This is a genomic window from Nitratireductor sp. PBL-C9, from assembly GCF_050877045.1.
In the GTDB taxonomy this organism is placed as follows: Bacteria; Pseudomonadota; Alphaproteobacteria; order Rhizobiales; family Rhizobiaceae; genus Nitratireductor; species Nitratireductor aquimarinus.
Window position 1 is genome coordinate 171,086 of the sequence record NZ_JBPAXW010000008.1, and the last position, 13,325, is coordinate 184,410.

Annotated in this window: 14 protein-coding genes; 3 read left to right on the forward strand and 11 right to left on the reverse strand. The window is 62.2% G+C overall.

All coding sequences use genetic code 11. The features are described 5' to 3' along the window. Window positions 1-20 precede the first annotated feature (20 nt). Complete coding sequence (locus ACRTG1_RS17480; RefSeq protein ID WP_206546027.1) at window positions 21-2,834, forward strand: EAL domain-containing protein; 2,814 nt, start codon at window positions 21-23, stop codon at window positions 2,832-2,834. Between the two features lie 127 nt (window positions 2,835-2,961). On the opposite strand, the gene ACRTG1_RS17485 is transcribed toward ACRTG1_RS17480, so the two are convergent. Then, complete coding sequence (locus tag ACRTG1_RS17485) at window positions 2,962-3,543, reverse strand: YqgE/AlgH family protein (protein ID WP_113154537.1); 582 nt, start codon at window positions 3,541-3,543, stop codon at window positions 2,962-2,964. A 175-nt stretch (window positions 3,544-3,718) separates the two neighbouring features. On the opposite strand from ACRTG1_RS17485, the gene ACRTG1_RS17490 reads away from it, so the two are divergent. Continuing rightward, the gene (locus tag ACRTG1_RS17490; protein ID WP_432516733.1) at window positions 3,719-4,516 is read left to right on the forward strand and encodes a protein-disulfide reductase DsbD domain-containing protein; all 798 of its coding nucleotides are present in this window, start codon (window positions 3,719-3,721) and stop codon (window positions 4,514-4,516) included. A gap of 36 nt (window positions 4,517-4,552) precedes the next feature. Beyond that, on the forward strand, window positions 4,553-5,044 hold the full coding sequence (locus ACRTG1_RS17495; protein ID WP_206545852.1) for a peroxiredoxin: 492 nt from the start codon (window positions 4,553-4,555) through the stop codon (window positions 5,042-5,044). 80 nt (window positions 5,045-5,124) lie between these two features. Here the strand turns inward: ACRTG1_RS17495 and rnhA are convergent, their stop codons facing one another. From rnhA to ctaD, 10 genes are all read right to left on the reverse strand, one after another. Next, window positions 5,125-5,571 carry a ribonuclease HI gene (gene rnhA, locus ACRTG1_RS17500; RefSeq protein WP_113154534.1) on the reverse strand — a complete coding sequence of 149 codons (447 nt, stop codon included), beginning with the start codon at window positions 5,569-5,571 and terminating at the stop codon, window positions 5,125-5,127. Further along, entirely contained in the window at window positions 5,568-6,536 is a 969-nt protein-coding gene (locus ACRTG1_RS17505) for a homoserine kinase (RefSeq protein WP_432516734.1), read from the reverse strand. Before ACRTG1_RS17505 ends, rnhA begins: the two co-directional genes overlap by 4 nt. 2 nt (window positions 6,537-6,538) lie before the next feature. Next, window positions 6,539-7,552 carry a 4-hydroxy-3-methylbut-2-enyl diphosphate reductase gene (ispH, locus tag ACRTG1_RS17510; protein ID WP_113154532.1) on the reverse strand — a complete coding sequence of 338 codons (1,014 nt, stop codon included), beginning with the start codon at window positions 7,550-7,552 and terminating at the stop codon, window positions 6,539-6,541. A 49-nt stretch (window positions 7,553-7,601) separates the two neighbouring features. Then, window positions 7,602-8,354, reverse strand: coding sequence for an SURF1 family protein (locus tag ACRTG1_RS17515; RefSeq protein ID WP_432516735.1), 753 nt, complete (start codon window positions 8,352-8,354; stop codon window positions 7,602-7,604). Beyond that, on the reverse strand, window positions 8,354-8,770 hold the full coding sequence (locus ACRTG1_RS17520; protein ID WP_113154530.1) for a DUF983 domain-containing protein: 417 nt from the start codon (window positions 8,768-8,770) through the stop codon (window positions 8,354-8,356). The genes ACRTG1_RS17515 and ACRTG1_RS17520 overlap by 1 nt, the downstream gene beginning before the upstream one ends. A gap of 198 nt (window positions 8,771-8,968) precedes the next feature. Beyond that, window positions 8,969-9,853 carry a cytochrome c oxidase subunit 3 gene (locus ACRTG1_RS17525; protein WP_113154529.1) on the reverse strand — a complete coding sequence of 295 codons (885 nt, stop codon included), beginning with the start codon at window positions 9,851-9,853 and terminating at the stop codon, window positions 8,969-8,971. 1 nt (window position 9,854) lies between these two features. After that, window positions 9,855-10,469, reverse strand: coding sequence for a cytochrome c oxidase assembly protein (locus tag ACRTG1_RS17530; RefSeq protein WP_113154528.1), 615 nt, complete (start codon window positions 10,467-10,469; stop codon window positions 9,855-9,857). Between the two features lie 7 nt (window positions 10,470-10,476). Then, on the reverse strand, window positions 10,477-10,632 hold the full coding sequence (locus ACRTG1_RS17535) for a hypothetical protein (RefSeq protein WP_204360791.1): 156 nt from the start codon (window positions 10,630-10,632) through the stop codon (window positions 10,477-10,479). Between the two features lie 10 nt (window positions 10,633-10,642). Continuing rightward, window positions 10,643-11,581: a heme o synthase gene (locus ACRTG1_RS17540; RefSeq protein WP_113154527.1), complete on the reverse strand. Its 939-nt coding sequence runs from the start codon at window positions 11,579-11,581 to the stop codon at window positions 10,643-10,645. An 86-nt stretch (window positions 11,582-11,667) separates the two neighbouring features. Further along, the gene (ctaD, locus tag ACRTG1_RS17545; RefSeq protein ID WP_113154526.1) at window positions 11,668-13,320 is read right to left on the reverse strand and encodes a cytochrome c oxidase subunit I; all 1,653 of its coding nucleotides are present in this window, start codon (window positions 13,318-13,320) and stop codon (window positions 11,668-11,670) included. Window positions 13,321-13,325: the final 5 nt, after the last annotated feature.

Sequence of the window (13,325 nt, forward strand, 5' to 3'; positions counted from 1 at the left end):
CTCTTGTGTCCTCAATCGGCATGGCGCACGCCATCGAGCCGATCAAGATTGCACGCGATGACGTGGCGCTCGACCTGTCGGGCGCGGTGGAGATCTATCGTGGTCAGGGCGAAGCGTTTCAGGTGTCCACGGCGCCGGATGTCGATGGCATTGTGCGACGCATCGAGGTGGAAGCCCAGGATGAGCGCTCCACCGGCGACTGGGCGGTCTTTGCGCTCGCCAACACGACGGATCAGCAGCTCGACCGCCTGATTGTCGCCCCGCATTTCCGACTGGTCGGCTCCGGCCTCATCTGGCCCGATCTCGGCTCCCAGCGCATCGCAGCGATCACGCCAAGTTCCGGCTTCACGCTCGACCGTCAGGAAAGTGCCGATGCCGATGAATTCCGCGTCACGCTCAACCCCGGTTCGGTCGTCACCTTCGTCGCCGAGCTTTCCTCGCCGAACCTGCCACAGATTTATCTTTGGGATCCCGGCGCCTACAAGGACACGGTGAACGCCTACACGCTGTTCCGCGGCATCGTCCTTGGCATTGCCGGTCTGCTGGCCCTCTTCCTCACCATCCTGTTCGTGGTCAAGGGCACCTCGATGTTCCCGGCCACCGCAGCGCTCGCCTGGGCGGTCCTGGCCTATATCTCCATCGATTTCGGCTTCCTGAGCAAGGTCATCGAGATCACGCCCGGCAATGAGCAGATCTGGCGCGCCAGCACCGAAGTCGGCCTTGCCGCCACGCTGGTCATCTTCCTCTTCGCCTATCTCAACCTCAATCGCTGGCACGACCATTTCAGCTACGGCCTGCTCGCCTGGGTTCTGGGGCTCGGCATCATTGCCGGTTTCGCCATCATCGATCCCGCCGCCGCCGCCGGCATCGCGCGCATCTCCTTTGCGGCCACCGCCGTGGTCGGTCTCGGCATCATCGTCTATCTCAGCATTCAGGGTTATGACCGCGCCATCATGCTGGTGCCAAGCTGGGTGATGATCATCGCCTGGATGGTCGCCTCCTGGATGGCCATAACGGGCGTTCTCGACAACGACATCGTGCAGCCGGCCATCGGCGGCGGCCTGATCCTGATCATCCTTCTCATCGGCTTCACGGTCATGCAGCACGCCTTTGCCGGCGGTGCGCTCTTCCAGGGCCTGTTCAGCGACATGGAGCGCCAGGCGCTCGCCATTTCCGGTTCCGGCGACGTGGTCTGGGACTGGGACGTTTCGCGCGACCGCATCATCACCCGGCCCGATGTCAGCCGCCAGCTCGGCCTGCCCGTGGGCGCGCTTCACGGCCCTGCCCGCGACTGGCTTTCGAACCTGCACACCGAAGACCGCGATACGTTCCGCACCACGCTCGACGTGGTTCTGGAGCAGCGCCGCGGCCGCATCTCGCAGAGCTTCCGCCTGCGCGGCGCCGATGGTCACTATCACTGGTTTGATCTGCGCGCCCGCCCCGTGATCGGCTCTGATGGCGAGGTCATCCGCTGCGTCGGCACCATGGTCGACGTAACCGAACAGAAGAAGGCGGAAGAGCGCCTCCTGCACGACGCCGTCCACGACAATCTGACGGGCCTGCCCAGCCGCGAACTGTTCCTGAACCGGCTCGACGCGATCATCTCCATCGCACGCACCGAACAGCAGGTGCGCCCCACCGTCTTCGTCATCGACATCGACCGCTTCAAGCAGGTCAATGACGAGCTTGGCATCTCGGTCGGCGACACGATCCTGCTCACCATCGCGCGCCGGCTCCATCGCCTGCTCAAGCCGCGCGATTCGCTGTGCCGTCTTTCCGGCGATCAGTTCGCCATGATCCTTCTGTCCGAGCAGGAGCCCGCGCGCATCGCCGCCGTTGCCGATGCGGTGAAACAGGCGATCCGCACGCCGGTCACCTTCGCCCGCCGCGAAATCGTGCTCACTTCCTCCATCGGCCTGATTTCCTGGACTGCCACGCAGGAGTCGGCCGAGGAAATGCTGAAGGACGCCGAGCTGGCCATGTATCAGGCCAAGCGGTTTGGCGGCGACCGCATCGAACCGTTCCGCCCGGCATTCCGCTCCATCGACAACAATCGCCTGCGCATGGAATCGGACCTGCGCCGCGCCATCGAGCGCTCCGAGCTCAAGCTCGTCTATCAGCCGATCATCCGCCTTGAGGACCGTTCCATTGCGGGCTTTGAAGCGCTCCTGCGCTGGGATCACCCCCGCCGTGGCGCCATTTCTCCCTCGGACTTCATTCCGATTGCCGAAAGTTCAGGCCTGATCGTTCAGCTTGGCCACTTCGCAATGCAGAAATCGGCAGAAGACCTCTATCGCTGGCAGAAGCAGTTCAGGGACACGCCGCTCTTCGTCTCGGTCAATCTTTCAAGCCGCCAGCTCATCCGGCGCGATCTTGTCGGCGACGTCCGTTCCGTCATCGCGCGCTCCGGCATCCGGCCGGAAGGCTTCCGGCTCGAACTCACCGAATCGATCGTCATGGACAATCCCGAGCAATCCGCCCATGTGCTCCAGAAGCTCAGGAAAATCGGCATCGGCCTGTCGCTGGACGACTTCGGAACCGGGTATTCGTCCCTCTCCTATCTCTCCAGCTTCCCGTTCGACACGATCAAGATCGACCGCCGCTTCTTGGAAGATCACAGCCCCCGTGGGCTCGTTCTCGTCCGTTCCATGGTGCGCATGGCGCAGGAGCTCGAACTCTCGGTCGTCGCCGAAGGCGTGGTCGACGAGCAGGACGCAGCACAGCTTGCGGAAATGGGATGCGATTACGCGCAGAGCTTCATCTTCGGCGAGCCCGCAGATGCAGAAGCCACCGACAGGCTCCTCTTCGAGCACACCACTGCTGCAAGGTCATAAGGCGAAACATGCGCCTCAAGAGAGCGACAAAAGCTCTCCTTCCCGGGCTTCATGCATAAGCCCGGGATGACCCGGTATGAAACGGGCGGCGACCCGCCCGGCAATTTTCATGAAACGATGAGCCGCTTCAGGCGTGGCCTGCCACCTGGCTCAGATTGGCCGCATCGACACCGATGGTGGCGAGAACGCCTTCATATTTGTGCTCGAGATCACCTTCGAAAACGAGCTGTGGCGTGGCCGGGCATGTAAGCCAGCCATTCTCGCCGATCTCCATTTCAAGCTGGCCTGCGCCCCATCCGGCATAGCCGAGCGCCATCAGCGCGTGGCGCGGCCCCTGCCCGAGCGAAATGGCCCGCAGCATGTCGACCGTCGCGGTCAGGCAGATGCTTTCTGAAACGGGCATGGACGATTCCACAACATAGTCATCCGTATGGAGAACGAAACCGCGGCTGCGGTCGACAGGACCGCCATTGCGCACCGGCATGTCGCGCGCTTCCTGCGGAAGCCGGATGGCTTCGGATTGCTCCAGAATGCCGAGCTGCACCAGAATGTCTGGAAAGGCGAGCTGCTGTGGCTGATTGATGATCAGCCCCATCGCGCCTTCCTCGCTATGGGCGCACAGATAGATGACTGCGCGCGCAAAACGCTCGTCGCGCATGCCCGGCATCGCGATCAGGAAGTGGTTTTCCAGATACGGAAGTCCCGTCATTCCCTTGCTATACCCTTGGATTTCACCCTAAATTTCCATGCAGACAGCCTAGCGCGTTTTCATGAAGCTTGAAAGGCGGATGTATTCCCGGACCGGCCCAGCGCTCACGCATTTATGATGCCAGTGCGCGTAAGCGTGTGTTGCCGCCCGAACCACGCCGCTGCACTCTCCATCCATGATTCGACACATCGCGCTCGCATTGCCCCTGCTTCTGGCCACGCCTGCCCTCTCCGCTTCCAGCCAGTGGCAGCAGAGCGAGGGCGGGGCCGTGCGCATCGTCACCAGCGGCCTGCCCGACGCCGGGGGGCGTCTCAAAGGCGCGCTGGAGATCGAACTCAAGCCCGGCTGGAAGACTTACTGGCGCAACCCCGGTGCGGCGGGCATCCCGCCGCAGCTTGATGTTTCGCGCAGCACCCATGTCAGCGCAGTCGACATGCAGTTTCCGCCGCCACAGCGCATTCAGGACGGCGATGTGACATGGGCGGGCTACAAACACTCCGTATCGCTCCCCGTCACCTTCACGATGGACCGGCCGGACGCCGTGGCGCTGATCGACGCTGACGTGTTTCTGGGCATCTGCGAAACGATCTGCATTCCCTTTCAGGCGTCTTTCCTGTTCGATCCCGGAGCAGATGCCGATAACGCCGCCGACGCGCTCGCAGTTGAGCGCGCCTTTGCACACCTGCCGGACCCTGCCGGCGCGGGCTTCGGGATAACGCATATCAGCCGCAGTGCCGACGCGCTGACCCTGACCGCCAGCCTGCCTGAAGGCGCACAGTCTCCTCTTCTTTTCATCGACCACAGCCTGTCGCGCCATCTGGGCGCGCCGAAGCTCGCAGAACAAAAGAATGAGACGGCAAACTTCGTTGTTGAAATATTCGATGACGCAGGCGGGAAACTTGAAGGCAGCGCTCTTATATATACGCTGACGGCCGGCGAGAAAGCCGTCATGGGGGAATCCGAAATCCCCTAAAACAATTTGATTTTAAACGTTTTTCAGGAGTCCCAGATGAAAGTATCGGTTGGCGATCGCATTCCCGAGATCACCTTCAAGAAGGTTGAGGGAGATGGCGCGACGGATGTCGCAACGCCTGATTTCTTCGCCGGTCGCAGGATCGTCGTCTTCGGCGTTCCGGGTGCCTTCACTCCGACCTGCAGCAACAGCCATCTGCCGGGCTTCGTCGAGAATGGCGATGCAATCCGTTCGCGCGGCGCGGACGACATTGCCGTTGTCTCGGTCAATGACGCGTTCGTCATGAAGGCCTGGGCGGGCTTCACCGGCGCGCAGGACAAGATCACCTTCATCGCCGATGGCAATGGCGATTTCACCAAGGCGCTCGGCCTCGACATCGACCTGTCGGTCGCCGGACTTGGCAGCCGCTCCAAGCGCTACTCGATGATTGTCGAAGACGGCGTGGTGAAAACCATCAATGTCGAGGAAAATCCCGGCGAGGCCGAGACCAGCGGCGCCGCCCGTATCCTTGAACAGCTTCAGGCCTGATACTGAATGGAAAAGGCCGGTCGAGACATCTCGGCCGGCCTTTTTGCATCAATGGGCGCCTGCCCGCAGCGCTTCGCGCCTCAGCGGCGGTTCTTCTTGAACGGCTCCATGCCGGCCCGCGCCAGTGCGTCGGCGCGCTCGTTCTCGGGGTGGCCCGCATGGCCCTTCACCCAGTGCCACTTGATCTGGTGGCGGCGGCGCGCCTCGTCCAGCGCCTGCCAGAGCTCGGCATTCTTCACCGGCTTCTTGGCAGCCGTTTTCCAGCCATTGCGCTTCCAGCCCTCGATCCAGCCGGAAATGCCGTCGCGGACATAAACACTGTCCGTGTAGAGATCGACGTCGCAGGGCCGCTTGAGCGCACTCAGCGCCTCGATGGCTGCCTGAAGCTCCATCCGGTTGTTCGTGGTCTCGGCTTCGCCGCCCGACAGTTCCTTTTCCGTGCCGTTGAAGCGCAGCAGCGCGCCCCAGCCGCCCGGCCCCGGATTTCCCGAGCAGGCTCCGTCGGTGTAAATTTCCACGCTTGTCACTTTATGCCGATCCCATATTCCGAAGGTGAGCTGATTTGCCGGTGGAAGCGCAGACGGCGCACATATTCCATCGGGTCGCGCTTGTTCACCAGCGCGCCGTCAGGGATCGTCAGCCAGTCATAGAGCCGCGTCAGCATGAAGCGCAGCGCCGAACCGCGCGCCAGAAGCGGCAGCGCCGCAATCTCGGCCTGCTCCAGCGGCCGCACGGACTGATAGCCCTCGAGCAGCGCCGTCCCCTTGGTCAGATTGTAGGAACCATCCGCCTCAAAGCACCATGCATTCAGGCAGGTGGCGATGTCATAGGCCAGGAGATCATTGCAGGCGAAATAGAAATCGATGATGCCCGACACCTCGTCGCCGAGGAAGAACACATTGTCGGGGAAGAGATCGGCATGGATGATGCCGGTGGGCAGGTCCTGCGGCCAGCCTGCCGTCAGAGCGGCCAGATCGGCCTCCACTTCGGACACCAGCCCCGGCTCCACTTCGTCGGCGCGCGGCTTTGCCTTCTCCCAGAGCGGACGCCAGTCGCCCACCGTCAGCGCATTGGGCCGCGTCAGCTCAAAGCCCTGCCCGGCGAGATGCATGCCGGCCATCGCCTTGCCCACTTCGCGGCAGTGCCTTGGCGCGGGCTTCCGCAGCCACATCCCTTCCAGAAAGGTGATCAGCGCAGCAGACCGTTCGGCAATCTCGCTCACCACCACGCCATCGCGCCGGTGCACCGGCAGCGGGCAGTTCACGCCATTCTGCGCCAGATGCTCCATTAGCCCCAGAAAGAACGGCAGGTCCGAGCGCTCCACCCGCCGCTCATAAAGCGTCAGGATGAACGCCGCCTTCGACGTGTGCAGCATGTAGTTGGAGTTTTCCGACCCCTCGGCAATGCCCTTGTAGGAGAGCAGATCACCGACGTCGTATTCCTTCAGGAGCGCACCGAGTTCGAGTTCGGTAATATCCGTATAGACTGCCATGCTTATGCGTTGCCGTTCACAAAGGCCATGTCGGCGCTGGTCAATTCCACGTCCCTGATGGCGCGCATGACGGGGAAATTCTCCGTCTCCTCGGCCGTGATCGCGAGCTCGACATTGATGTCAAAGCGCTCGCCGAACGCATCGATGATTTCGTTGACGATGATCTCGGGGGCAGAGGCGCCAGCCGAAAGGCCGAGCACGCGAATGCCGCCCACCTCGTCCCACGGGATCTCGGACGCGCGCTGTACCAGCAGCGAGCGCTTTGCGCCGGCGCGCTCCGCCACTTCCACCAGACGGCGCGAATTGGAGGAGTTCGGCGCGCCAACGACCAGAAACAGGTCCGCCCCCGGCGCAGCCTTCTTCACCGCCTCCTGGCGGTTCGTGGTGGCGTAGCAGATGGATTCGGCTGCCGGCGCATGCAGATCCGGAAAACGCTCTTCAAGCGCCTTCAGAATGTCCGCCGTATCCTCCACCGAAAGCGTCGTCTGGCTGACGAAGCCAAGCTCCACCCCTTCCGGGCGCACCAGCGCGTTCGCGCCTTCCACGGTTTCCACCAGCGTCACCGTGCCTTCCGGCAGCTGCCCCATCGTGCCGATCACCTCGGGATGACCCGCATGGCCGATCAGAAGCACATGGCGGCCAAGCCGGTGGTGCCGCATGGCCTGCTTGTGCACCTTGGAAACGAGCGGGCACGTGGCGTCGAGATAGAACAGGTTGCGGTTCTGCGCATCGGCGGGCACCGATTTCGGCACGCCATGCGCGGAGAACACAACCGGGCTGTCGCGGTGCTCCTCGGGGATCTCGTTCAGCTCTTCGATGAACACGGCGCCGCGTTCCTGCAGGCCCTCCACCACATAGCGATTGTGCACGATCTCGTGGCGGACATAGACCGGAGCCCCGTATTTCTTCAGGGCCAGAACAACGATCTGGATGGCGCGGTCAACGCCCGCGCAGAAACCACGCGGACCGCAAAGCCGCACCGTCAGCTTCTGTTTTGTCATATCGGCAGCCGTCATCTGTCTTCCCCTTGCTCGGGCCGGAATTGGCGGTGTCAGGCGGTCAATGTCAAGAGCGCCGGCGATTTCTCCGCCACCAGACAAACAGCACCCCGCAAAGCGCCACCGCCAGCCCGTACCAGGTGATCGCATATTGCAGATGGCTATTGGGAAGGTCGATGCGCGTCACGCCGCCCACGGGCAGACCGCCGGGATTGGGCGAATCATCGGCATCCATATAAAATGGCAGCACGCGCGAGGCCTCGGGCAGCCCGGCCGTTGTCGCCATTGCCTTCAGATCCTTCCAGTAGAAGATGTTCTTGGCTTCGTCATTCTCGGGAACGATGAAGGACGGCTTTTCCTCAATGCCGTTGCGCGCCAGTCCGGCAACCCGCACACCGCCGACCACCTGCCCTTCGGCGCGTGCCTCGGCGTCCTTGCGGTCGAACGGAACGAACCCGCGATTGACGAAGATGAAGCGGCCATCGTCAAGCTTAAGCGGCGTGTGGACGAAATAGCCCGACTGCCCCTTCCAGGTCGCAAAATAATGGCGCTCGCCCGTGTGCCGGAACGCCCCCTCCACCTGGAGCGGGCGGTATTCCACATCGCCGCTCTCGGCATAGATCCGCTCCATGCTCTCCAGATCGACGGGATCCGCATTGATCCGCTCTTCGATCTGCGCGATCAGCGCTTCCTTCCAGTAGAGCCGTTGCACCTGCCAGGTGCCGAGCGCCAGAAGACAGGCAAGCACCACAAGGCTCAGCAGAAGCAGAAGCCAGGTCATGCCAGACCGGCGGAATGCAGTCGTTACCGATGCGGCCATTACTGGTCCAGCTCTCCCTGAGCAGCCTTGTTGCGGTATTGCAGTGCGATCAGCAGCCCTTTCATAAGCCGCAGCGCCGTCAGGCACAGAACGATCGCCAGCGGGATCCACAGAAGGAAATGCACCCAGAGCGACGGTCCGAGCGAAACCTCCATCCAGAGCGCCAGCCCGACGATGAGAAAGCCGATGATCAGAATGACGAACACGGCCGGTCCATCGCCGGCATCGGCAAAGCTGTAATCCAGACCGCAATTGTGGCACCCGCGCCCCACGGTCAGAAAGCCGGAGAAGAGCCGCCCTTCCCCGCACCGCGGACACCGTCCGCCAAGCCCCGCACTTACGGGATCGACCGGTGGCCAGATGGCCTTGTCGACGACAGGTTCGTCGCCACGCTCATTGTTCTCAGGCACCGTCATTCACATCCAATCCGGATTGCAGCCCCGCCCCATCGCGGTTGGGCGTTTGATAAAGCCGCTTAACACAGTCGGCCCGGTCGGGTCGACGCCTCGCCCTGTCGCAGCGCGAAGGGTTTCACCGCTACAGGCAAATTGCGCCCCAAAAAAGAAAACGGCCGGGTCTCCCCGGCCGTTTCCATGTTCCCCCACTGGGCGGGATTACATATGTGCGATCGTCGCGCCCGAAGAGGCCCAGACATAGATGAAGACGAAGAGGAACAGCCAGACAACGTCAACGAAGTGCCAGTACCAGGCAGCCGCCTCGAAAGCGAAGTGGCGCTCGGGCGAGAAGTCGCCGGCCATTGCGCGCAGCAGGCACACCAGCAGGAAGATCGTGCCGATGAACACGTGGAAGCCGTGGAAGCCGGTCGCCATGTAGAAGGTCGCGCCATAGATGGAATCGGCGAACGCGAACGGTGCGTGCATGTACTCGTAGATCTGCACGGCGGAGAAGAGAACGCCGAGCGCAACGGTCAGCGCCAGACCCCAGATGAGGCCCTTGCGGTCATTCTCGAGCAGGGCGTGGTGCGCCCAGGTCGCCGTCGTGCCCGAAAGCAGCAGTATGATCGTGTTGTACAGCGGCAGGTGGAAGGGATCGAGAACCTCGACGCCGACGGGCGGCCAGGTTCCGCCGGTGAATTCGGCGCGCGTCTCCTGAACCAGCTCGCCCGGGAACAGGCTGGCGTCGAAGAACGCCCAGAACCATGCCACGAAGAACATCAGCTCCGAAGCGATGAACATGATCATGCCATAGCGCAGGTGAAGCGCCACAACACGCGTGTGATGGCCCTCGCGGCCCTCCTGGATCGTGTCCGCCCACCACGAATACATGGTGAAGAGCACGATGAAGAGGCCGATCAGGAACAGCCAGTAATTGCTTGCGGCGAGATCGAAGCCGAAGATCGTGAAATCGGTCCCGTTCAGGGCCTTCATCCAGGCGATGCCGCCGATGGACATGACCAGGGCGCCCAGCGAACCCAAGAAGGGCCACGGGCTGGGATCGATGATGTGATAGTCATGATGTTTTGCGTGCGCGTCGGCCATGTCAGCCCCCGAGATTTTCGTTCTGATTGGTGTTTGTTTTGGGCGCGGCAACGACCGGCGCCTTCTTCTCAAGCGGGAAGAATGTGTAGGAAAGCGTAATTGTTTTAAGGTCTTTAAGTTCGGGCACGTTGACGATCTCCGGGTCGACAAAGAACACGACCGGCATGTCATAGGACTCGCCGGGTTGCAACTCCTGTTCGGTAAAGCAGAAGCACTCAACCTTGTTGAAATAAGCGCCCGCCTGCGGTGGCGACACATTGAACGTCGCCGTGCCCCAGGTGGGGTAGTCAGCCAGATTGCGCGAAACGTACGAAATCTGCTTCGTTTCGCCCAGGCGCAGCGTGATGTCGCGCTGCACCGGCTTGAACTCCCACGGCACACCATTGGTGTTTGCGTCGAAACGCACCGTGATCGTCCGGTCCAGAATGGTGTCGGAATACTGCTCGACGCGCTGCGTCGTGCCCCCGTAGCCCGTCACCTGACAGAAAAGCTGGTAGAGCGGCACGGCTGCGTAGGCCATGCCCACCATGCCGCCAACGACCGCGCAGCATACGATCGCTGCCGTGCGGTTGCGGTTGCCCGCCTTCTTTTCCCGGTCTGTGGTTTCGCTGCTCATGTCACACCTACATGCCGCGCTCGAACAGACCGGGGCCGATCTTGGCCAGGCTGCCGATATAGACGATGACGACGAAAGCAGCGAGCGCAATGGCAAGCGCGACGGAGCGCTTGCGGCGCGCCTTCAGCTGAGCTTCGGTCGGTTTGACGAAATCCTTGTCCATCAAAGCCACCTCAGAAAACCAGGCCGAGGCTGACGAGCAGCCGGTCGACCAGAAGTGCCGTAAACAGCACGAAAAGATACAGGAGCGAGTAGCCGAACAGCGCCTTGGCGGGCTTCATGGCCGTGTCGCTCTCCGGCATCCGCAGCACCTGCCAAGAATACCACACAAAGCCCACGCCCAGAACGGCAGCCACGACCCCGTAGACGAGGGTCGCAAAGCCGGCGACCACCGGCAGGAGACCGCTCACGGCCAGAAGCAGGGCGTAAATGAAGATCTGTTTCTTGGTCGCCGCATGTCCCGCAACATTGGGCAACATGGGAATGCCCGCCCGCTCATAGTCACCGGACTTGAACAGGGCCAGCGCCCAGAAATGCGGCGGCGTCCAGAGGAAGATGATGAGGAAAAGCACGAGGCTTTCCATGCTGACCGTACCGGTCACGGCAGCCCAGCCCACAACCGGCGGCAGCGCGCCTGCAGCGCCACCGATGACGATGTTCTGCGGCGTCGAGCGCTTCAGCCACATCGTGTAGACCACGGCATAGAAGAAAATCGTGAAGGCCAGCAGCGCCGCTGCCGTCCAGTTGGCCATCAGGCCGAGCGTGGCCACCGAAAATGCGGAGAGCACCAGACCGAAGCCAAGAGCCTCGCCCGCCGTCACGCGGCCGGCCGGAACCGGGCGGCGCGCGGTGCGCCCCATGACCGCGTCGATATCGGCGTCGTACCACATGTTCAGCGCGCCCGATGCCCCGGCTCCAACCGCGATTGCGGCGATGGAGATCACCGCCAGCAGCGGGTTGGTAACGCCCGGTGCCATGGCCAGGCCGACAAAGGCGGTGAACACCACAAGGGACATGACGCGCGGCTTCAACAGCGCAATGAAATCGCCCGGCGCCGCCTCGGAAAGGCGGTAAGCCGTGTCTTCCATCTGCTCTTGGTCAACCAGCGCCATGTCGTGCCCTTGTTTCATTAATTCGGCTGCGCGGCCCGTCTCTGCGGAAGGCCGCGCAGCCTTTACTCGTTACGAACTGCCTGCGATCAGCGGATCTTCGGCAGCTGCTCCCACTGGTGGAACGGCGGCGGCGAAGAAAGCTGCCACTCGAGCGTCGTTGCGCCCTCGCCCCACGGATTGGCGCCAGCCGGACGCTTCTTGGCGAATGCCTCGAACACGCCGTACAGGAACACCAGGACACCCACGAAAGAGATGTAGGAGCCGTAGGAGGAAACCAGATTCCAGCCCGCGAACGCATCCGGGTAGTCGATGTAGCGGCGCGGCATGCCGGCCAGACCCAGGAAGTGCTGCGGGAAGAAGATGATGTTCACGCCAATGAAGGTGATCCAGAAGTGGATGCGGGCGATGAACGAGTTGTACATGTAGCCGGTCATCTTCGGGAACCAGTAGTACCAGGCCGCGAAGATCGCGAACACGGCGCCCATGGACAGCACGTAATGGAAGTGTGCGACCACGTAGTAGGTGTCGTGCATGGCCCGGTCCAGACCGGCATTGGCGAGCTGAACGCCCGTCACGCCGCCGATGGTGAACAGGAAGATGAAAGCGATTGCCCAGATCATCGGCGTACGGAACTCGATGGAGCCGCCCCACATGGTGGCAACCCACGAGAAGATCTTCACGCCGGTTGGCACCGCGATGACCATCGTTGCGAACACGAAGTAACGCTGCGTGTCGAGCGACAGGCCGGTCGTGTACATGTGGTGCGCCCACACGATGAAGCCGACTGCGCCGATGGCGACCATGGCGTAGGCCATGCCGAGGTAACCGAAGATCGGCTTCTTCGAGAAGGTCGACACGATGTGGCTGACGATGCCGAAGCCGGGCAGGATCAGAATGTACACTTCCGGGTGACCGAAGAACCAGAACAGGTGCTGGAACAGGATCGGGTCGCCGCCGCCCTCAGGCGCGAAGAAGGTCGTGCCGAAGTTGCGGTCCGTCAGAAGCATGGTGATGCCGCCGGCCAGAACCGGGAGCGACAGGAGCAGCAGGAAAGCGGTGATCAGCACCGACCAGGCAAACAGCGGCATCTTGTGCAGCGTCATGCCCGGAGCGCGCATGTTGAAGATCGTGGTGATGAAGTTGATCGCACCGAGGATCGACGAAGCACCGGCAATGTGGATCGACAGAATGGCGAGGTCCATTGCGGGTCCGGGCTGACCGGAGGTCGAAAGCGGCGGATAGATCGTCCAGCCGCCACCGGTGCCGTAAGCGCCGGCCGGGCCCTGAACGAAGAGCGACATCATCAACAGAATGAAGGCCGGGGGCAGAAGCCAGAACGAGATGTTGTTCATGCGCGGGAACGCCATGTCAGGCGCACCGATCATGATCGGGATCATCCAGTTGGCGAAGCCGCCGATCAGCGCTGGCATGACCATGAAGAAGATCATGACGAGGCCGTGCGCGGTGGTGAACACATTGTACATGTGCTTGCCGGCGTCGATGGCTGCATCGCCTTCGTAGCCGTAGACCATCGCGGCAAGACCGTGGAAGATCTGAATGCCCGGCTCAGCCAGTTCCCAGCGCATCATAACGGACAGGAAGCCGCCGACGACGCCTGCGAAGATGGCGAAGATCAGGTAGAGCGTACCGATGTCCTTGTGGTTGGTGGAGTAAACCCACCGGGTCCATCCGGTTGGCTTGTGTTCGCCATGGGCGTCTTGGGTTGTAGCGCCTGCCATTTCCT

Bases quoted from the DNA above. Each gene is read 5' to 3' on its own strand.
- ACRTG1_RS17480 (WP_206546027.1), top strand. From the start codon at position 21: ATGGCGCACGCCATCGAGCCGATCAAGATTGCACGCGATGACGTGGCG.
- ACRTG1_RS17485 (WP_113154537.1), bottom strand. From the start codon at position 3,543: ATGACGGGACTTCCGTATCTGGAAAACCACTTCCTGATCGCGATGCCG.
- ACRTG1_RS17490 (WP_432516733.1), top strand. From the start codon at position 3,719: ATGATTCGACACATCGCGCTCGCATTGCCCCTGCTTCTGGCCACGCCT.
- ACRTG1_RS17495 (WP_206545852.1), top strand. From the start codon at position 4,553: ATGAAAGTATCGGTTGGCGATCGCATTCCCGAGATCACCTTCAAGAAG.
- ACRTG1_RS17505 (WP_432516734.1), bottom strand. From the start codon at position 6,536: ATGGCAGTCTATACGGATATTACCGAACTCGAACTCGGTGCGCTCCTG.
- ispH (WP_113154532.1), bottom strand. From the start codon at position 7,552: ATGACGGCTGCCGATATGACAAAACAGAAGCTGACGGTGCGGCTTTGC.
- ACRTG1_RS17515 (WP_432516735.1), bottom strand. From the start codon at position 8,354: ATGGCCGCATCGGTAACGACTGCATTCCGCCGGTCTGGCATGACCTGG.
- ACRTG1_RS17520 (WP_113154530.1), bottom strand. From the start codon at position 8,770: ATGACGGTGCCTGAGAACAATGAGCGTGGCGACGAACCTGTCGTCGAC.
- ACRTG1_RS17525 (WP_113154529.1), bottom strand. From the start codon at position 9,853: ATGGCCGACGCGCACGCAAAACATCATGACTATCACATCATCGATCCC.
- ACRTG1_RS17530 (WP_113154528.1), bottom strand. From the start codon at position 10,469: ATGAGCAGCGAAACCACAGACCGGGAAAAGAAGGCGGGCAACCGCAAC.
- ACRTG1_RS17535 (WP_204360791.1), bottom strand. From the start codon at position 10,632: ATGGACAAGGATTTCGTCAAACCGACCGAAGCTCAGCTGAAGGCGCGC.
- ACRTG1_RS17540 (WP_113154527.1), bottom strand. From the start codon at position 11,581: ATGGCGCTGGTTGACCAAGAGCAGATGGAAGACACGGCTTACCGCCTT.
- ctaD (WP_113154526.1), bottom strand. From the start codon at position 13,320: ATGGCAGGCGCTACAACCCAAGACGCCCATGGCGAACACAAGCCAACC.